We start from the raw sequence: 19679 nt of genomic DNA, 5'->3' as shown, positions 1-19679 counted from the left end.
ATTCTAGGCGTACGCTCCTCCCATGAGCGACAGAGCCGCCCTGCTCAAGGGCATCCGCGCCTGGTTGATCCTCTTCGTCGTGTGCCTCGTCCTCAGCGGGGCCACCGCCTTCCCACTGGTGCACGAACTGCGCTGGACCGAGAGCGCGTTGCGGGCGCTGTCCGTGCCGGAGCACCTGCCCGGCCTGATGGCGTGGATCTCCCGGGTGCGCGAGGGGCTGGACACCGTCGACGCCGAGTACCCCTTCGTGCTGTACGGCACCGACTGGCTGGCCTTCGCCCACCTCGTCATCGCGGTCGCCTTCTACGGCCCGTACCGCGACCCCGTCCGCAACATCTGGGTGATCGAGTTCGGGATGATCGCCTGTGCCGGGATCATCCCGCTCGCCCTCGCCTGCGGCCCCGTCCGCGGCATCCCCTTCTGGTGGAGCCTGATCGACATGTCCTTCGGGGTGTTCGGCGTCGTCCCGCTCTACGTCGTCCGGAAGAGGATCAAGCGGCTGGAGGCGCTCGGCACCCCGCCCGCGCCCCCGGCCGCCGCGCCCGTCAGCGGCTGAACGCGGGGAACGCGAAGCGCTCGGAGGCGGCCCGCTGGCCGTCGCCCTTGGCGTCCGTGGGGTTCGCCGAGAGGACGAGGGTGCGGGACAGGTCCCTCGTCGCGGCGATCGCCGCGGTGTAGCCCGGGCGTGAGCCGCCCTTGCCCCAGACCTCCTTGCCGTTCACCTCGAGGCGCTCCAGCGCCGCGCCGTAGTGCGCGCCGGGCACGTCGGGCACGGTGAACATCTCGCGCAGCTGCGGCTCGGGCACCACCCGGCCGCGGAACAGCGCGACCAGGAACCGCTCCAGGTCGGCGGTGGTCGAGATGAGGTCACCGGCCGCGAAACGGTCGGTCACGTTCCAGTCGGTCACATCGACCAACCGGCCGTCGATCCAGTCGTAGCCCCGGTTGTGCGGGCCGCGGATCTCGGTGTCCCCGGCGGCGGGGAAGTAACTGTGCCGCATGCCGAGCGGCCGGAAGATCCGCACCTGCGCCTGGTGGGCGTACGAGTCGCCGGTCACCTTCTCGATGAGCAGGCCGAGCACGGTGTAGTGGATGTTGCCGTAGGTCTGCTTCGTGCCCGGGGAGTAGGCCGGGCCCTTGGCGACGGACGCCGCGACGACCTGTCGCGGCGTCAGCGTCTCGAAGCGGTGCGGGTAGCCCTCCTCGACCGTGTCACCGAGGGACGCGCCCGGCTTGAGGCCGCTGGTGTAGTTCAGCAACTGCCGTACGGTGACGGGCTCCTTGAAGTCCTCGGTGAGCAGGCCCGGCATATACCGCTGCACGGAGCCGTCGAGGTCGATCCGGCCCTCCGCGGCCAGTTGCAGCACGATCGCCGCGGTGACCACCTTCGACACCGAACCGGCCCGGAACCGCGCGTCCTCAAGGGCCGGCGCTCCCGTGCGGACGTCCCGGACGCCCGCCGTGCCCCGCCAGCTGCCGTGGCCGCCGACCCGGACCAGCGCGGCCGTGATGTCGTGATCGGGCAGCCCGGCGAGCGCGGCGGACAGGGCCTTGGTGTCCGGGCCGGACGTGACCCTGGCGGACGCGGACGCGGACGCGGACGCGGGGGAGGCGGAGGTGGGTGCGGCGAACGCCGGCGCGGCCGCCGAACCGGCGGCCAGCGCGGCGACGAGTCCGGCGGCCACGAGGGCGGTACGACGGCGGGTACGGCTGGACGTGCTGGTACCGCGGGTGCGGCGCATGGCGGGCTCCTCGAGCATGATCGGTTGCGGCTTCCCGATCATCCTCGGACGGCGGCCCACCGCCCGGAATCCTCATCGAGGAGGGCACGCGACCCTCGCGCGACCCCGAACAACCGCCGGTGCGCGTACGGGAGTCGTCAGGGATGGCCCCTACGGGAGGGGGTCCCGGACGTCACCGGCGTAACGCTCCTGCGCCGCCATGACCTCGTCGCCGTGCTCGAAGGCCCACGCCCCGAACGCGTCGATCGGCCCGAGCAAGGTCCGTCCCAGAGAGGTGAGTTCATACTCCACTCGGGGCGGGGCGCCGCCGTACGCCCGGCGGGCCACCAACCCGTTGAACTCCAGCCGCCGCAGCGTCTCGGTCAGCACCTTCGGGCTGATCCCGCCGATGCGTCCGCGCAGCGCGCCCGGCCGGCACGGGCCGTCCCTCAGGGCCCACAGCACCACCGAGTTCCAGGTGTTGGCGAGCAGATCGAAGGCCAGGCGGGCCCGGCAGTCGGCGAGGAAGGGCTGGTCATGGCTCACGTACCGAATGGTGCCCGAGCGGCTTCCTATTGTCGTGCCCGAATTCCAACGGACAAGCAACGGGAGGCAGTTGTGCGCATCGGAATGCTCGGTGCCGGAGCCATGGCACGGACGCTGGGCGAACAGTGGGAACGCGCTGGACACGACGTGGTCGCGGGCAGCCGGACACGGGGCGGCCTGCGTGCGGCGGCGGAGCACGGTACGGACGCGATGCTGCTCGCCGTGCCGTACGCGGCGGCCGTGGACGTCGTCGCCGGACTCGCCGACACCCTGGCCGGACGGGTGCTGATCGACTGCACCAACCCCGTCGGCCCGGATTTCGGGCTGCTCACGGCCGGCGGCCCGGCCGCGGCCGAGCGGATCGCCGCCGCCGCGCCCGCCGCCCGGGTGGTCAAGGCGTTCAACCTGTGCCACGAGAGCGTCTGGCGGCTGACCCCGCCGGTCTTCGCCGGCCGCCCGCTCGCCGTCCCCATGTGCGGGGACGACGCGGACGCGCTCGCCGTCGTCCGGCGGCTCGTCAGCGACCTGGGCTGCACGCCCCTGTACGCCGGCGGGCTGGACCGGTCCGGGCTGGTGGAGGCGACGGCGGCGCTGCTGATCCGGCTGTGGGTGGGCGAGGGCGCGGACGCGCAGGCGATCGCGCCGCCGCTGGAGTTCGCCGGGGTCAGCGGGAGCGCAGCGCGTGCAGGACATCGATCCGGTTCGTCGTGATCGAGTCCACGCCCAGCTCCAGCAGCCTGCTCATGGAGCGGCGGGTGTCCGGGGTCCACACGGACAGCAGGCACCCGTCGCGGTGGACCCGCGCGGCCAGCTCCCGGTCGACCAGCGAGAAGCGGTAGTTGAGCCAGCGCGGGCGCACGGCGGCGAGCAGCGCCGGGCGGGGCGGGGCCAGGGTCGTCCAGGTCAGGGCGATCTCGGCGGCCGGGTCGGCGGCCCGGACGGCGAGCATCGCCTCGGCGCCCGCGCTGTAGTAGACGCGGTCCCGCGCGCCGCTCTGCCGGATCACGTCCAGCGTCCGCTCGACCGTACGGCGGCCGACCGGACCGCACAGGTCCACCATCACCCGGCTGTCACCGGTCGCGGCCAGCGCCTCGGCCAGCGTCGGCACCGCGCCCCCCGTCAGCCCGCGCAGCTCCTCCGCGGACAGCGCGGACAGCGGCCGGTCGACCTCCCACAGCCGGCGCGGCGTCTCGTCGTGCAGCAGCACGGGCACGCCGTCCCGGGTGAGCCGTACGTCGATCTCGACGGCGTCCGCGCCCTGCCCGAGCGCGGAACGCAGCGAGGCGAGGGTGTTCTCACGGAAACGGTAGGGGTCGCCGCGGTGGGCCACGGCGGTCACGGTCTGCATGCGCCCCATTGTGGCCGTGCGGCGACCGGGAGCCGGGGGCGGGGGCTCAGCCGGCGAGCCAGGCGCTGGTGTAGTCGTCGATCTCCCGGGTGATCCGGGCCTTGCCCGCCGGGTCCAGGAAGGAGACCTCGACGGCGTCCTTCGCGAGCGCGGCGAGGCCCCGCTCGTCCAGCTCCAGCAGCCGGGCGGCTACCGCGTACTCGTTGTTCAGGTCGGTGCCGAACATCGGCGGGTCGTCGGAGTTGATCGTCACCAGCACCCCGGCCCGGGTGAACTCCTTGATCGGGTGCTCCTCCAGGGTGCGGACCGCGCGGGTGGCGATGTTGGAGGTGGGGCAGACCTCCAGCGGGATGCGGCGCTCGGCGAGGTACGCCAGCAGCTCCGGGTCCCGCGCGGAACTCGTGCCGTGCCCGATGCGCTCGGCGCGCAGGTCGCGCAGCGCGTCCCACACCGTCTCCGGGCCGGTCGTCTCCCCGGCGTGCGGGACGGAGCGCAGACCGGCGGCGATGGCCCGGTCGAAGTACGGCTTGAACTGCGGCCGGGGCACGCCGATCTCCGGCCCGCCGAGCCCGAACGACACCAGGCCCTCCGGGCGGATCCGGTCCTCGGTGGCCAGCCGCGTCGTGACCTCGGCCGCCTCCAGCCCGGCCTCGCCGGGAATGTCGAAGCACCAGCGCAGCACGGTCCCGAATTCCGCCTCGGCGGCCTTGCGGGCGTCCTCGATCGCGTCCATGAAGGCCCGCTCGTCGATGCCCCGCCGGGTGGAGGAGAAGGGGGTGATGGTCAGCTCCGCGTACCGCACCTGCTGCCGGGCCAGGTCGCGGGCCACCTCGTAGGTGAGCAGCCGGACGTCCTCCGGGGTGCGGATGAGGTCCACGACCGACAGATAGACCTCGATGAAGTGCGCGAAGTCCGTGAAGGTGAAGTACTCGGCGAGGGCCTCGGGGTCGGCGGGGACCTTGGAGCCGGGGTGGCGGGCGGCCAGCTCCGAGACGATGCGGGGGGAGGCGGAGCCGACGTGGTGGACGTGCAGTTCGGCCTTGGGCAGTCCCGCGATGAAGGCGCGCAGATCGCGGTCGGCGGTGCCGGTGGCGGGTACGGCGGTGTCGGTCAAGGAGTCCTCCGCGGGAACGGCGCCCGTGGACCGCGGCGAGCGGCCCGGGCGCGGTGATCGGCTGATCGGTGGCGCGGGTTCATCGTAGGCCCCGGGGCGGCGGTGTCCCGTGCGGCCCGTAGCATGACGGGACCGTCCAGGAGAGGGGTCCCTTCACCATGTCCGACGAGGCGCCGCAGTCCACGCCCGGGGAGCAGACCACGCCCCCTCACGGGCCGACGGAACCGGCTCCCGGGCACGGCCCTTCGACCACCCCTCGGACCTCCCAGGACGACGCGACCCCTCCGGTCTCCCTGGACAAGGCCCCGGCCCCGGCACCGACGGCGTCCCCTGGGGACCGGATACCGGGGGCGGAGAAGCCCGGGGCGGACCGGATACCGGGGGCGGAGGAGGCCGGGGCGGGCCGGATACCGGGGGCGGACAGCGCGCCGGCGCCCTCGGCACCCGTAGCGGACCAGGAAGCGACGCCCGCAGCGGCCGGAGCCGACGTGACATCGGCGTCCGCCGTACCCGGAGCGGACCGGGCCCCCGTCCAGGACACGCCCCCGGCTCCCGCCCCCGCCTCGGTTCACGACCAGAAGACCCTGACCTCGCAGCCGCCCTCACCGCCGACGGCCCCGGAGCCGCCCGCCCCCGCCGACAGGACGTTCGTCGACGCCCCGCCCGCTCCCTGGGCCGCCCCCGCCGACGGAACCGGCGCTCCGTCCCCCGCGTCACCCCTGCCCCCGGCGCCGGCCCCCGCCCCGCAGGCCAACCCCTTCGCGGCACCCGAGTCCACCCCCCGGCCGGGGCCCTTCCCGCACCCCGCCCCGGCCCCGAATCCCTTCGCCCCGCCCGCCGCCGGACCGACGGCCCCGGCCGCCTACCCCTTCCCCCACTCCGGCCCCGCCCCGGCCCCGAACCCCTTCGCGCCCCCCGCCCCCGGCCCGGCGGCCCAGGCCCACCCCTTCGCCCAGCCCGCGGGACCGGAACCGGTGCCCCCGCCGCCCATCGCCCCCGACGGTCCCGGGCAGGTGCCGTACGGCTACCCGGGCACCGTGCCGGCCTACGGCTACCCGGGCCCGCCGCACCCCCCGTACGCCGCCGCCCCCTACCCCGCCGGCAACGGCTACGGCTGGCCCGGCATGCAGGCGCCCCCGAGCAACGGCATGGGTACGGCCTCCCTCGTGCTCGGCATCCTCTCGGACATCGGCTTCCTGGCCTGGCCGCTCGCCCTGGTGCTGGGCATCCTCGCGATCATCTTCGGCGCGCTCGGCCGGGGGAAGGCGAAGCGGGGCGAGGCCACGAACCCCGGGGTGGCCCTGGCCGGCCTGATCTGCGGCGCGACGGGCGTCGTCCTGGTGCTGATCGTGTTCGCCGTCCTGATAGCGGCGCTCGGCTGACCGCCCGCCGCCGACCGTGGGCCCGGACCGTCGGTCGCCGGTCTGCGAGCAGTCGGCGGTACGACCCCAGCCGTAAGCGGCCCAGCCACGGCGAGCGTTCGACCCACCCGCGACCCACCCGCGCCCGCGCACGCCCCGTCAGCCCCAGGCGCCCCGTCCGGCGAGCGTTCGACGCCACCGCCACCGCCACCGCCACCGCCGGCCGTGGGCGCTCGCTCTGTCGGTCGTCGCCCCCGTCAGTCGGCGGTGGCCTGCCCGCGACCGCCGGCGCCCCACCCCCGGCGAGCGTTCGGCGCCCCGCCGCTCAGGCCCCCGCGCCCGCCAACCGCTCCCGGGCCTCCATCAGGGCGAAGCCCAGGAGGTTCAGGCCCGGCCACCGCTCCGGGATGGACGCCGCCTCGTCGTCGGCCGTGAGACCTATGCCCCAGACGCGGTCCACGGGGCTCGCCTCCACCAGTACCCGGTCCCCGGTGTTCAGCAGGAACTGCCGGAGGCCGTCGTCGGCGGCGAACTTGTGCACGCTGCCCTCGGTCACGATCCGGAACCGCTCGCGCCGCCAGGTCTCCTCGTCGAAGCCCTGGACCAGCCGCCCGGCCTTCTTCGCGGCGGCGGGGTGCTCCGCGGCGAGCACCCGGCGCTCCGCCTCCGCGTCCCCGAACAGCCGGGCCTTGCCGGCCATCATCCAGTGCTCCGCCGTCGCGTACGCCACCCCGTCCACCACGAACGGTGACGGCCACCACTGGCTCAGACAGCTCGCGCCGATCCGTCCGTCCGGCCGCGGCCGGTGACCCCAGAAGTGCAGGTACTTCACCCGGGTCCCCGCCCGGACCTCCCTGATCAGGGATTCCACCCCGTCGATCTTCCCCATGCACGCGAGTCTGGCACGCACCACTGACAATCCGTCCGCCGTTTTGCCCCCCGACTCGACAACTGGTCGACAGATTCCGTCGCGTAACCAAAAGGCAACAACGGAATCACTTGTTGGTGCCCTATGGCTCTGTCAGGATCGGCACTCAAATCGAGCTGGAGCTACGCCACCCACCCCCGGGACGGGGCGTACGGCGGAGGAGAGCGACATGCACAACCCGGGCACCGCCACCCCGGAACGATTCCCCGCCCAGGACCGGTTCGCGGACGGCGCGCAGTTCATCGCCGGCCGGCCGGCCAAGGGCACCTCGGGCCGCCACCACGCCGTGGTCGACCCCGCCACCGGCCGGGAGGTGTACCGCTACGAACTGGCCGGCCCCGACGACGTGGACGCGGCCGTCGCCGCCGCGCGGGAGGCGTTCCCGGGCTGGGCCGCCGCCACCCCGGGCGAGCGCGCGGAGGCGATGCACCGGTTCGCCGGTGTGCTCGCCGAACGCGCCGAGGACCTGGCCGGCGCCGAGTCCCTCCAGTGCGGCAAGCCGCTGAAGCTCACCCGTGAGTTCGACGTGCCGGGCACGGTCGACAACACCGCCTTCTTCGCGGGCGCCGCCCGGCACCTCCAGGGACAGTCCGCCGGTGAGTACTCCGGGGACCACACGTCGTACGTCCGGCGCGAGCCCATCGGGGTGGTCGGCTCCATCGCGCCCTGGAACTACCCGCTCCAGATGGCCGCCTGGAAGATCCTCCCGGCGATCGCCGCGGGCAACACCGTCGTGCTGAAGCCCGCCGAGATCACCCCGCTGACCTCGCTGATGTTCGCGCGGGCGGCCACGGACGCGGGCATCCCGGCCGGGGTGGTCAACATCGTCACCGGCACCGGGAAGGAGGCCGGCGAGCACCTGGTCGGGCATCCGGACGTGGCCATGACCTCCTTCACCGGGTCCACCGCGGTCGGTCGGCGCGTCGCCGAGATCGCCACCGCCACCGTCAAGCGGCTGCACCTGGAGCTGGGCGGCAAGGCGCCCTTCGTCGTCTTCGACGACGCCGACCTGGAGGCCGCCGCGCACGGCGCGGTCGCGGGCGCGCTCATCAACAGCGGCCAGGACTGCACGGCCGCCACGCGCGCGTACGTGCAGCGTCCGCTGTACGAGGCGTTCGTGGAGCGGACGGCGGCGCTGATGGAGACCGTCCGGCTCGGCGACCCGTTCGCGCCCGGCACCGACCTCGGGCCGCTGATCTCGCACGCCCAGCGCGACCGGGTGGCCGCCTTCGTGGACGGGGCGCGCGGCTACGCGCGCGTGGTCACCGGCGGCGAGGCGCCCGGGGGAGAGCTGAAGGACGGCGCCTACTACCGGCCCACCCTGATCACCGGCGCCGCCCAGGACAGCGAGATCGTCCAGTCGGAGATCTTCGGCCCGGTCCTGGTCGTCCTGCCCTTCGACACCGACGACGAGGGCCTGCGGCTGGCCAACGACACGCCGTACGGCCTGGCCGCCTCCGCGTGGACGGGCGACGTCTACCGTGCGAACCGGGCCACCCGCGAGATCAAGGCGGGCTGCGTCTGGGTCAACGACCACATCCCGATCATCAGCGAGATGCCGCACGGCGGCTACAAGGCGTCGGGCTTCGGCAAGGACATGTCGGCGTACTCCTTCGAGGAGTACACGCAGATCAAGCACGTCATGTTCGACAACACCGCGGTGGCCGCCAAGGACTGGCACCGCACCGTCTTCGGGGACCGCTAGGTCCTGTCGACGAACTCCCGCCGTCCGCCCGGAGGGCGGGCCGCGCGGCGTCAGGTGCGTGCTCTGGGGGTCCCCCCGGCCGGAGGCTGGGGGAGTGCCGGGCCCTGGCCCTCGTACTGGGCGTACTTGGGTCTGGGTCCGGTGCGGCGAGTGGGGGCACCCCCTGCTCGAAGAGCTTGGGGGAGCGTGCATGGCGTCGCGAGGCAGGCGGGAGTTCGACGACAGGACCTAGAGACCGACCAGGCCACTGACCAGGCCGATCCCTCCCGGAAGGGCACCACGCGCATGGAGCAGTACGAGCCCGAACGCCCGACCCCGCCCCGAGCGGCCGCCCCGCGGCGCGGGCCGCGCGGCGGCGGGGCCGTCCTGGCCCGCCGGTCGCTGCTGCGGGCCGCCACCGGCGGCGCGCTCGCGGCCGGCGGCCTCGGGACGCTCGCCGCCTGCGGAATCCCCGCGGCGGGCAGGAGCCAGGGCGGCACCTCCGCCCAGGACCACTCGGCCACGGAGAAGGTGGTCAACTTCTCGAACTGGACCGAGTACCTCGACGTCGACGACAGCGGCAAGCACCACCCCACCCTGGAGACCTTCCGCAGGCGGACCGGGATCAGCGTCGACTACACCGAGGACATCAACGACAACAACGAGTTCTTCGGCAAGATCAAGCCCCAGCTCGCCGCCGGGCGGGACACCGGCCGGGACATCATCGTCCTCACCGACTGGCTGGCCGCCCGGATGATCCGCCTCGGCTGGGTCCAGAAACTGGACCCGTCCAACCTGCCGCACGCCTACACCAACCTCTCGGCCCAGTTCCGCGACCCGGACTGGGACCCCGGGCGGGCGTACTCCTACCCCTGGCAGGGCATCTCCACCGTCATCGCCTTCAACAGGAAGGCGCTGGACGGCATCGAGGTGCGCTCGGTCTCCGACCTGCTGGACAACCCGAGGCTCAAGGGACGCGTCGGCTTCCTGTCGGAGATGCGCGACAGCGTGGGCATGACCCTGCTCGACATGGGCAAGGACCCGGCGCGGTTCACCGACGACGACTACGACGCGGCGATCGCCCGCCTGCAAAGGGCCGTCGACAAGGGCCAGATCCGCCGCTTCACCGGCAACGACTACACCTCCGACCTGTCCAAGGGCGACTTCGCCGCCTGTATCGCCTGGGCGGGTGACGTCGTTCAGCTCAAGGCGGACAACCCGGACATCGACTTCGTCATCCCCGACAGCGGCTATGTGACGTCGACCGACAACCTGTGCATCCCCAACAAGGCCCGCCACAAGACGAACGCCGAACGGCTGATCGACTTCTACTACGAGCCCGCGCAGGCCGCCGCGCTCGCCGCGTACATCAACTACGTGACACCGGTCGACGGGGTGAAGCCCTACCTTGCGAAGATCGACCGGGACGCGGCGGACAATCCGCTGATCGTCCCCGACCAGGCCATGCAGGCGAAGTCCCATGCCTTCCGCTCCCTGAGCCAGAAGGAAGAGACGGCCTACGAAGGAAAGTTCGCGAAGCTCACAGGGGCGTGACGACGATGAAGACGACACCAGACAACAGCGGCGACGTCCGCCTCTCCGGAATCTCCAAGACCTACGGCTCCTTCACCGCCGTGCACCCGCTGGACCTGACCGTGCCCGAGGGCTCCTTCTTCGCCCTCCTCGGCGCCTCCGGCTGCGGCAAGACCACCACCCTGCGCATGATCGCCGGCCTGGAGGAGCCCACCACGGGCACGGTCCGGCTCGGTGAGCAGGACGTCACCCACCTGCCGCCGTACAAGCGGCCGGTCAACACGGTCTTCCAGTCCTACGCCCTCTTCCCGCACCTCGACATCTTCGAGAACGTCGCCTTCGGTCTGCGCCGGCGGGGCATCAAGAGCGTCAAGAAGCAGGTCGAGGACATGCTGGAGCTGGTCCAGCTCGGCGAGCAGGCGCGCAAGAAGCCGCACCAGCTCTCCGGCGGCCAGCAGCAGCGGGTCGCCGTGGCCCGCGCCCTGATCAACCACCCCAAGGTGCTGCTGCTGGACGAGCCGCTGGGCGCCCTCGACCTGAAGCTGCGCCGCCAGATGCAGCTGGAGCTCAAGCGCATCCAGACCGAGGTCGGCATCACCTTCGTCCACGTCACACACGACCAGGAGGAGGCCATGACCATGGCCGACACGGTCGCCGTGATGAACGGCGGCCGGGTCGAGCAGCTCGGCGCGCCGGCCGACCTGTACGAGAACCCGCGGACCACCTTCGTCGCGAACTTCCTCGGCACCTCCAACCTGATCGAGGCCGAGGTGGACACCCGCGGCGGCGACGACCTCGTGCTCAAGGCGGGCGACGCCAAGCTGGTGCTGCCCGGCGCCCGGTGCACGGCCCCGACGACGGCCGGCGGCAAGGTGCTGGTCGGCATCCGCCCGGAGAAGATCTCGCTCACGCACGCCGACGACGCGGGGGAGATCCCGGCCGGCCGTAACCGCCTCACCGGGAAGATCGCCGACGCCAGCTTCATCGGCGTCTCCACGCAGTACGTCGTCGACAGCCCGGTCTGCGCCGGTCTGTCGGTGTACGTGCAGAACGTCGAGCGCGACGGCCGGCTGGTGCCCGGCGCCGACGTGGTCCTGCACTGGAGCCCGGCCCACACCTTCGCCCTGGACGCGGCCCAGGCCATCGACGCGGGCACCGAGGAAGAGGTCGCCGCCTGATGTCCACGCTCACCGAGGCGCCCCCGCCGCTCAGCCCCGCCCCGCCCGAGGAGAAGCCCCCGCGCCGGCGCGGTCGGTTCACCCCGTACTGGCTGCTGCTGCCCGGCATGCTGTGGCTGGTCGTCTTCTTCGCGCTGCCGATGGTCTACCAGGCCTCCACGTCCGTGCAGCAGGGCTCCCTGGAGCAGGGCTACAAGGTCACCTGGCACTTCGCGACCTACTGGGACGCGCTGAGCGCGTACTGGCCGCAGTTCCTGCGCTCCGTCTGCTACGCCGCCGCCGCGACCGTGCTGTGCCTGCTGCTCGGCTACCCGCTGGCGTACCTCATCGCCTTCCGGGCCGGCCGCTGGCGCAACCTGATCATGATCCTGGTGATCGCGCCGTTCTTCACCAGCTTCCTGATCCGCACCCTGGCCTGGAAGACGATCCTCGCCGACAACGGCCCGGTCGTGCACACCCTGAACACGCTGCACCTCCTGGACCTCACCGACTGGCTCGGCTGGACGGCCGGCGACCGGGTGCTGGCCACCCCGCTGGCCGTGGTGTGCGGACTGACGTACAACTTCCTGCCGTTCATGATCCTGCCGCTGTACACCTCGCTGGAGCGGATCGACGGGCGGCTGCACGAGGCGGCCGGCGACCTGTACGCCCGGCCCTGGACCACCTTCCGCAAGGTCACCTTCCCGCTGTCCATGCCGGGCGTGGTCTCCGGGACGCTGCTGACCTTCATCCCGGCCGCCGGCGACTACGTCAACGCCGAACTCCTCGGCTCCACCGACACCCGGATGATCGGCAATGTCATCCAGACGCAGTTCCTGCGCGTCCTGGACTATCCGACGGCCGCCGCGCTCTCCTTCATCCTCATGGCCGCCATCCTGGCCATGGTCACCCTCTACATCCGCCGGTCGGGGACGGAGGACCTGGTCTAAATGCCCTTCCTGAACTGGCTCAAGCGGCATCTGGTCGTCATCGCCGGTCTGCTGACGCTCGCCTATCTGCTGCTGCCGAACGTCGTCGTCACGGTGTTCTCCTTCAACAAACCGAAGGGGCGCTTCAATTACGAATGGCAGCGCTTCTCCGCGGACGCGTGGAAGGACCCGTGCGGGGTCGCCGACATGTGCGGCTCGCTCTCGCTCAGCCTGCGGATCGCCGCCTGCGCGACGGTCGGCGCCACGGTCCTCGGCACGATGATCTCCTTCGCGCTGGTCCGCTACCGCTTCCGCGCGCGCGGCGCCGTCAACTCGCTGATCTTCCTGCCGATGGCGATGCCCGAGGTGGTCATGGCCGCCTCGCTGCTCACCCTGTTCCTCAACATGGGCGCCCAGCTCGGCTTCTGGACGATCCTGATCGCCCACATCATGTTCTGCCTGAGTTTCGTCGTCACCGCGGTCAAGGCGCGCGTGATGTCGATGGACCCGCGTCTGGAGGAGGCCGCCCGGGACCTGTACGCCGGTCCCGTGCAGACCTTCTGGCGGGTCACCCTGCCCATCGCGGCACCCGGAATCGCGGCGGGCGCGCTGCTGTCGTTCGCGCTCTCCTTCGACGATTTCATCATCACCAATTTCAACGCCGGCTCGACGGTCACCTTCCCGATGTTCGTATGGGGCTCGGCGCAGCGCGGAACGCCCGTGCAGATCAATGTGATCGGCACCGCGATGTTCCTCCTCGCCGTCCTGTTCGTCCTGGTCGCGATGGTCCTCGGAAACCGCCGGAACAAGCAGAAGGCATAGGCCGTTCACGGGCCTTGCCGGGAATCCTCTGTAGGGAGTTGAAATCATGGCCCCAAGCGCCATGAGCCGTGGGAAAGACAACTGGATCGCCTCTCTCTCCGAAGCCCAGCCGGTCCCGTACTGGCTGGAAGACCCCGGCAAGCCGGCCGCCGAGCCCGCCCTCACCGCCGCCGAGACCTGCGACCTGCTGGTGGTCGGCGGCGGGTACAGCGGGCTGTGGACGGCGCTGAACGCCAAGGAGCGCGACCCCGGACGCGATGTCGTCCTGCTGGAAGGCCGCGAGGTGGGCTGGGCCGCCTCCGGCCGCAACGGCGGCTTCTGCGCCGCCTCCCTCACGCACGGCCTGCCCAACGGCCTCACCCGCTGGCCCGACGAGATCCACAAGCTGGAGGAGCTGGGCCGGCGCAACCTCGACGAGATCGAGGCCGCGGTCGCCCGGCACGGCATCGACTGCGACTTCGAACGCACCGGCGAGATCGACGTGGCCACCGAGACCTACCAGGCGTGGGAGCTGAAGGACTGGCACCGGGAACTTCAGGAGAAGGGCCTCGCCGACGGCATCGACTTCCTGGACGCCGATGCCGTGCGCGCCGAGGTGGACTCGCCCACCTTCCAGGCGGGCCTGTGGGACCGCCGGGGCGTGGCCATGCTGCACCCGGCCAAGCTCGCCTGGGGCCTGAAGCGCGCCTGCCTCAGGCTCGGGGTGCGGGTGTACGAGCACACGCCCGCCCTCACCCTGAAGCCCTACGGCGCCGGGATGGCCGTACGCACCCCCTACGGCGCCGTCCGCGCCCGCAAGGTCGCGCTCGGCACCAACATCTTCCCCAACCTCGTCCGGCGCGTGCGGTCGTACACCGTCCCGGTCTACGACTACGCGCTGATGACCGAGCCGCTGACCGCCGACCAACTCGCGTCCATCGGCTGGCACAACAGGCAGGGACTGGGGGATTCGGCGAACCAGTTCCACTACTTCCGGCTCTCCGCCGACAACCGCGTGCTGTGGGGCGGCTACGACGCGATCTACCCCTACGGCGGCCGGGTGCGCGCCGAGTACGACGACCGGCCCGAGACGTACGCCAAGCTCGCCGGCCACTTCTTCACCTGCTTCCCGCAGCTGGAGGGCGTCCGCTTCACCCACGCCTGGGGCGGCGCGATCGACACCTGCTCCCGGTTCTCCGCGTTCTTCGGCACCGCCCACCAGGGCCGGGTGGCCTACGCGGCCGGCTACACGGGCCTCGGGGTCGGCGCCACCCGGTTCGGCGCGGACGTGATGCTGGACCTGCTGGACGGGGAGCGCACCGAGCGGACCGAGCTGGAGATGGTCCGCAGGAAGCCGCTGCCGTTCCCGCCGGAGCCGTTCGCCTGGACCGGTATCGCCCTCACCAAGTGGTCCCTGGCCCGCGCCGACGCCCACGGCGGCCGGCGGAACCTGTGGCTGCGGACGATGGACCGGCTGGGACTGGGCTTCGACAGCTGAGGCGACCGACGGCTGAAGCGACCGCGAGCTGAGGCGACCGACGGCCGAAGCGACCGACGGCTGAAGCGACCGACAGCTGAGGCGAACCGGCGGCCGAGGTGACCCACCTCACCCGACGGACCTCGTGAACCCGCGTAATGCTCCGGGGCTGCCTCCCTCTCACCTCACGACGCATCCGCGTCCATGACCGAGAGGGAGGCTTTTTCGATGACTGGGGCGAAGACGGCCGTCGCATGGCTGGCATCCGTCGCACCGGACCCCGAGGCATGTCGCCGCGAGTGGGAGCGCAACCCCCTGGGGGTCGCCCTGCTGCCCGCCGGCCGGGCCTGGGACGTCCTGATCCTGCCGGGTGACCTCGGCCACCCGACCCTGGACGTGCTCACCCGCCTGCTCGACCGGCCCGGCCCGGTGCTCGCCGGCTTCGGTGACAGCCGGCTCGGGTTCCTGGTGCCCGCGGGCACCGCGGCCCGCTGGGTCGGCACCGGCGTCCGCACCGCCGGGGCCGGCACCTGGATCGTCGTGCCGTATCCGGGGCGGGTGACCCGGGGCGTGCGCTGGCTGGTGCCGCCGGACGGCTCGGGCACGCTGACCGATCCGGCGCTGCTGGAACTGGCGATGCACGAGGCGGCGGCGGAGCGGGCCCGGCGCGGTGATGCGCACCGGTAACGACCGGACACCTTGACAGCAGGATTGGTCTGGACCAAATTGTGTGCGCTCCGCTCCTCCAACTCCCCCGGCCCCGGAGGCCCCTGTGGAACGCACCAGACGTCGCAGAACCGTCCTCGCCGCGCTCACGGCGGCAAGCCTGGCCGTGCCCGGTGTCACCGCGCTCTCGTCGGCCGCCCGTGCGGCCGACGCGGACGTCGCCGTCAACGGCGGCTTCGAGTCCGGCCTGACCGGCTGGACCTGCACCGCCGGTACGACGGTGAACTCACCCGTGCACAGCGGAAGTTCCGCGCTCCAGGCCACCCCGGCCGGCGGCGACAGAGCCCAGTGCTCGCAGACGGTGACCGTCCAGCCCAATGCTCAGTACACCCTGTCCGGATACGTCCGCGGCTCCTACGTCTACCTCGGCGCGAGCGGCACCGGCACCACCGACGTCTCCACCTGGACCCAGTCCGCCCCCGACTGGCAGAAGCTGAGCACCACCTTCCGCACCGGGGCCGCCACCACCAAGGTCACGATCCACACCCACGGCTGGTACGGCACCGGCGCCTACCAGGCCGACGACATCACCCTCGTCGGCCCCGGCGGCAGCGGCACCACCCAGCCGCCCGCCGCCCCGGCCGGCCTGAAGACCACCACCGTGACCTCCTCCTCCGTCGGCCTTTCCTGGTCGGCGGTGACCGGCGCGACGAGCTACGCGGTCTACCGCGACGGCGTCAAGGTCCAGACGGCGACCGGCACTTCGGCGACCGTATCCGGACTCGCCGCCGCGACGGCGTACGGCTTCCAGGTCGCCGCGGTCAACGAGGCGGGCGAGTCAGCGAAGTCCGCGGTCGTCACCGCCACGACCAGCGCGGGCGACGGCGGCGGAGGTTCCTCCCAGCTGCCCGCGCACGCTCTGGTCGGCTATCTGCACGCCAGCTTCGCCAACGGCGCCGGCTACACCCGGCTCGCCGACGTCCCCGACAGCTGGGACGTCATCGACCTGGCCTTCGGCGAGCCCACCTCGGTCACCTCCGGGGACATCCGCTTCAACCGCTGCCCGGTCACCGAGTGCCCGAACGTGGAGAGCGACGCCGAGTTCAAGGCGGCCATCAAGGCCAAGCAGGCGGCCGGCAAGAAGGTGCTGATCTCCATCGGCGGGCAGAACGGCCAGGTCCAGCTGACCACGGCCGCGGCCCGCGACACCTTCGTCTCCTCGGTCTCGAACATCATCGACACCTACGGCCTGGACGGCCTCGACATCGACTTCGAGGGCCACTCGCTGTCGCTGAACGCGGGCGACACGGACTTCAAGAACCCGACCACCCCGGTGATCGTCAACCTGATCTCGGCGCTGAAGACCCTGAAGGCCAAGTACGGCGCCAAGTTCGTCCTCACGATGGCGCCCGAGACGTTCTTCGTGCAGAACGGCTACCAGTTCTACGGCTCCGGCAAGTGGGGCGGCCAGGACCCGCGCTGCGGCGCCTACCTCCCGGTGATCCACGCCCTGCGCGACGACCTGACCCTGCTGCACGTCCAGGACTACAACTCGGGCCCGATCATGGGCCTGGACAACCAGTACCACTCCATGGGCGGAGCCGACTTCCACATCGCCATGACCGACATGCTCCTGACCGGCTTCCCGGTCGCCGGCGACCAGAACAACGTCTTCCCGCCGCTGCGCCCCGACCAGGTCGCCATCGGCATGCCGGCGTCCACGAACGCGGGCAACGGCCACGTCTCCCCGGCCGAGGTCAACAAGGCCCTGGACTGCCTCACGAAGAAGACGAACTGCGGCTCGTACGCCACCCACGGGACCTGGCCCGCCCTGCGCGGCCTGATGACCTGGTCGGTGAACTGGGACCGGTACGCGAACTGGGAGTTCCAGAAGAACTTCGACGCGTACTTCGGCTGACCACGCGGGCGAGGGCGGCCAGCGGCACGGTGCCCAGGCACCAGCCGGCCAGCACGTCCAGCGGCCAGTGGTAGCCGTGCCGGACCAGGCCGTAGGACACCCCGAGGACCAGGACCCCGCAGCCGGCCGCCAGCGCGCGGCGGGCGGCGGGGGAGCGGAGCCAGGGGAGCAGGAGCAGGGCCGCCGAGCCGTAGGCCACCACCGCCGTCGCGGTGTGACCGGACGGGAAGTAGCCCGTCGCCGGGGGCACCACCGGTGTCCCCGGCCGGTCGGTCCACTCCTTCAGCGGTACGACGACCGCCGGGACCAGCGCCATCAGCACGGCGGCGGTCAGCGGCGGCAGCCACCAGCGGGGGGCTCCCCGGACCCGGCCGAGCCACAGGGCCCCGGCGAGGGCGAGGGCCAGCACCGGCACGGCGACCTGGACGTTGCCGAGGTCGGAGAGGAACTGGGAGAACCCGTCCGGGTGGACCAGGGCCCGGCTCAGCTCGGCGTCCGGCCGCAGCAGCGGCCCGTCGGTGACGACCTGCCAGGTGAACAGGGCGAGGAGGACCACCGGGAGGACCAGGAGCAGCATGGGCCCAGCTTGTCAGGTCGCGGCCGGCCGGGGAGGAAGGAGGTCGGCCGCCCCGGAACAGGGGGGATGGTTCCGAGGCGGCCGTCCGGACCGGGATGCCGCGCGCCCCGGGGGGTTTGGGGCGGCGACCGTCCGATCGGTGAGGAGATCCCGGAGCCGTGAGGCGCCGGATGTGTGCGCGAGGGCACGACCGGATCGAAGCTGGGGAGGCCTCGGCCCGGATCCGTCCACGGTTCCCCGTGGGCGGGGTGTATCTCTCATCGGGAGAGAACTTACGGCAGGCCAGGGCGGTTGGTCAGCAGGAATCTCTTCCTCTCATCCACCCCGCACACGTTCTTCACACGGCCTGCCGCAGCCGCTTCCGCAGGTACGGACCTCTCGGCCCGGCACACGGTCCGACGCGCGGTCGGACGCGTGGTCGGACGCGCGGGTCAGATGCGCGCGAAGCCCTGCTCGATGATGTCGAGACCCTCGTTCAGCAGGTCCTCGCCGATGACCAGCGGGGGCAGGAAACGCAGCACGTTGCCGTAGGTGCCACAGGTCAGGACCAGCAGGCCCTCGGCGTGGCAGGCCTTGGCGAGCGCGGCGGTGGCCTCCGGGTTCGGCTCCTTGGTGGTCCGGTCCTTGACCAGCTCGATGGCGATCATCGCGCCGCGGCCGCGCACGTCGCCGATGATGTCGAACTTCTCGGCCATGGCGGTGAGGCGGGCCTTCATGACCTCCTCGATGCGCTTGGCCTTGCCGTTGAGGTCCAGCTCCTTCATCGTCTCGATGGCGCCGAGCGCACCGGCGCAGGCGACGGGGTTGCCGCCGTAGGTGCCGCCGAGGCCGCCGGCGTGCGCGGCGTCCATGATCTCCGCGCGCCCGGTCACGGCGGCGAGCGGCAGACCGCCGGCGATGCCCTTGGCGGTCGTGATCAGGTCCGGGACGATGCCCTCGTCCTCGCACGCGAACCACTGGCCGGTCCGGCAGAAACCGCTCTGGATCTCGTCGGCGACGAAGACGATGCCGTTGTCGGCGGCGAACTGGCGGATCGCGGGCAGGAAGCCCTTGGCGGGCTCGATGAAGCCGCCCTCGCCCAGTACCGGCTCGATGATGATCGCGGCGACGTTGTCCGGGCCGACCTGCTTGGTGATCTGCTCGATGGCCTGCTTGGCGGCCTCCGGACCGGCGTTCTCCGGGCCGGTCGGCCAGCGGTAGCCGTACGCCACCGGCACGCGGTAGACCTCGGGGGCGAACGGACCGAAGCCGTGCTTGTACGGCATGTTCTTCGCGGTCAGCGCCATGGTCAGGTTGGTCCGGCCGTGGTAGCCGTGGTCGAACACGACGACGGCCTGCCGCTTGGTGTACGCACGCGCGATCTTGACGGCGTTCTCGACGGCCTCGGCGCCGGAGTTGAACAGCGCGGACTTCTTGGCGTGGTCGCCCGGGGTCAGCTCGGCGAGGGCCTCCGCGACCGCCACGTAACCCTCGTAGGGGGTGACCATGAAACAGGTGTGGGTGAAGTCGGCGAGCTGGGCGCTCGCGCGGCGCACCACGGCCTCGGCGGAGGCGCCGACGGAGGTCACGGCGATACCGGAGCCGAAGTCGATGAGGCTGTTGCCGTCCACGTCCTCGATGACACCGCCGCCGGCGCGGGTGACGAAGACCGGCAGCGTGGAACCCACACCCTGGGCGACCACGGCGGTACGGCGGGCCTGAAGCTCCTGCGACTTCGGGCCGGGGATGGCGGTGACGACGCGGCGCTCCTGCGGAAGTGCGGTCATGGGGGCTCCCTGATGATCTTGCGTACCGGGCGGTCCGGGTGGTTCCGGGCGGTGCGTTTACGGACGCATACCTTCTTTTCTCGCAGGCTAAGACCGGTTCCGAGGGGTGGGCATGCTCCATGTGGGCGTTGTCGACGCGTCCCCTTGTCCGCG

General features: G+C 72.0%; 17 protein-coding genes and 1 pseudogene. 11 read left to right on the top strand and 7 right to left on the bottom strand.

Annotated elements, in window-relative coordinates:
• The first annotated feature begins 22 nt into the window (after window positions 1-22).
• Window positions 23-556 (top strand): hypothetical protein, encoded by a 534-nt coding sequence (locus ACSURM_RS10950; protein WP_436954819.1) that lies wholly within the window; start codon window positions 23-25, stop codon window positions 554-556.
• On the opposite strand, the gene ACSURM_RS10945 is transcribed toward ACSURM_RS10950, so the two are convergent.
• Entirely contained in the window at window positions 546-1742 is a 1197-nt protein-coding gene (locus tag ACSURM_RS10945; RefSeq protein ID WP_436954818.1) for a serine hydrolase domain-containing protein, read from the bottom strand. The two genes, ACSURM_RS10950 and ACSURM_RS10945, sit on opposite strands and share 11 nt — an antisense overlap.
• 150 nt (window positions 1743-1892) lie before the next feature.
• Window positions 1893-2267, bottom strand: a complete 375-nt coding sequence (locus ACSURM_RS10940; RefSeq protein ID WP_391340699.1) for a winged helix-turn-helix transcriptional regulator — start codon at window positions 2265-2267, stop codon at window positions 1893-1895.
• Window positions 2268-2339: 72 nt separating this feature from the next.
• Here ACSURM_RS10940 and ACSURM_RS10935 point away from each other — a divergent pair, with 72 nt between their 5' ends.
• Window positions 2340-2978 (top strand): NADPH-dependent F420 reductase, encoded by a 639-nt coding sequence (locus ACSURM_RS10935; protein WP_436954817.1) that lies wholly within the window; start codon window positions 2340-2342, stop codon window positions 2976-2978.
• Here ACSURM_RS10935 and ACSURM_RS10930 read toward each other — a convergent pair.
• Together ACSURM_RS10930 and ACSURM_RS10925 are read right to left on the bottom strand one after the other, a co-directional pair.
• A complete protein-coding gene (locus ACSURM_RS10930; RefSeq protein WP_436954816.1) occupies window positions 2932-3615 on the bottom strand; it encodes a glycerophosphodiester phosphodiesterase in 684 nt (227 codons plus the stop codon). The two genes, ACSURM_RS10935 and ACSURM_RS10930, sit on opposite strands and share 47 nt — an antisense overlap.
• A gap of 46 nt (window positions 3616-3661) precedes the next feature.
• A complete protein-coding gene (locus ACSURM_RS10925; RefSeq protein WP_436961034.1) occupies window positions 3662-4795 on the bottom strand; it encodes an adenosine deaminase in 1134 nt (377 codons plus the stop codon).
• 422 nt (window positions 4796-5217) lie between these two features.
• Here ACSURM_RS10925 and ACSURM_RS10920 point away from each other — a divergent pair, with 422 nt between their 5' ends.
• Window positions 5218-6111, top strand: coding sequence for a DUF4190 domain-containing protein (locus ACSURM_RS10920; RefSeq protein ID WP_436954815.1), 894 nt, complete (start codon window positions 5218-5220; stop codon window positions 6109-6111).
• Window positions 6112-6415: 304 nt separating this feature from the next.
• Here the strand turns inward: ACSURM_RS10920 and ACSURM_RS10915 are convergent, their stop codons facing one another.
• Entirely contained in the window at window positions 6416-6979 is a 564-nt protein-coding gene (locus ACSURM_RS10915) for an NADAR family protein (RefSeq protein ID WP_436954814.1), read from the bottom strand.
• A 208-nt stretch (window positions 6980-7187) separates the two neighbouring features.
• Between ACSURM_RS10915 and ACSURM_RS10910 the strand changes: the two genes are divergently transcribed.
• From ACSURM_RS10910 to ACSURM_RS10875, 8 genes are all read left to right on the top strand, one after another.
• Entirely contained in the window at window positions 7188-8723 is a 1536-nt protein-coding gene (locus tag ACSURM_RS10910) for a gamma-aminobutyraldehyde dehydrogenase (protein ID WP_436954813.1), read from the top strand.
• Between the two features lie 285 nt (window positions 8724-9008).
• On the top strand, window positions 9009-10256 hold the full coding sequence (locus ACSURM_RS10905; RefSeq protein WP_436954812.1) for a polyamine ABC transporter substrate-binding protein: 1248 nt from the start codon (window positions 9009-9011) through the stop codon (window positions 10254-10256).
• Window positions 10253-11413 (top strand): ABC transporter ATP-binding protein, encoded by a 1161-nt coding sequence (locus ACSURM_RS10900; RefSeq protein ID WP_436954811.1) that lies wholly within the window; start codon window positions 10253-10255, stop codon window positions 11411-11413. The genes ACSURM_RS10905 and ACSURM_RS10900 overlap by 4 nt, the downstream gene beginning before the upstream one ends.
• Window positions 11413-12342, top strand: coding sequence for an ABC transporter permease (locus ACSURM_RS10895; RefSeq protein ID WP_436954810.1), 930 nt, complete (start codon window positions 11413-11415; stop codon window positions 12340-12342). Before ACSURM_RS10900 ends, ACSURM_RS10895 begins: the two co-directional genes overlap by 1 nt.
• Window positions 12343-13143: an ABC transporter permease gene (locus ACSURM_RS10890; protein WP_436954809.1), complete on the top strand. Its 801-nt coding sequence runs from the start codon at window positions 12343-12345 to the stop codon at window positions 13141-13143.
• Between the two features lie 46 nt (window positions 13144-13189).
• Entirely contained in the window at window positions 13190-14620 is a 1431-nt protein-coding gene (locus ACSURM_RS10885) for an NAD(P)/FAD-dependent oxidoreductase (protein ID WP_436954808.1), read from the top strand.
• A 207-nt stretch (window positions 14621-14827) separates the two neighbouring features.
• Window positions 14828-15286, top strand: coding sequence for a hypothetical protein (locus tag ACSURM_RS10880; RefSeq protein WP_436954806.1), 459 nt, complete (start codon window positions 14828-14830; stop codon window positions 15284-15286).
• Window positions 15287-15371: 85 nt separating this feature from the next.
• Window positions 15372-17183: a chitinase gene (locus ACSURM_RS10875; RefSeq protein ID WP_436954805.1), complete on the top strand. Its 1812-nt coding sequence runs from the start codon at window positions 15372-15374 to the stop codon at window positions 17181-17183.
• Here ACSURM_RS10875 and ACSURM_RS10870 read toward each other — a convergent pair.
• Window positions 17125-17760 (bottom strand): annotated as a pseudogene (locus ACSURM_RS10870) (phosphatase PAP2 family protein); the annotation flags it as partial. The gene ACSURM_RS10875 and the pseudogene ACSURM_RS10870 overlap by 59 nt on opposite strands.
• A 431-nt stretch (window positions 17761-18191) precedes the next feature.
• The gene (gabT, locus tag ACSURM_RS10865) at window positions 18192-19526 is read right to left on the bottom strand and encodes a 4-aminobutyrate--2-oxoglutarate transaminase (protein WP_436954804.1); all 1335 of its coding nucleotides are present in this window, start codon (window positions 19524-19526) and stop codon (window positions 18192-18194) included.
• Window positions 19527-19679: the final 153 nt, after the last annotated feature.

The sequence above is a fragment of the Streptomyces sp. SudanB182_2057 genome (assembly GCF_964272715.1).
Lineage (GTDB): Bacteria > Actinomycetota > Actinomycetes > Streptomycetales > Streptomycetaceae > Streptomyces > Streptomyces rubradiris.
This window is presented reverse-complemented; position numbering and strand designations above follow the sequence as displayed.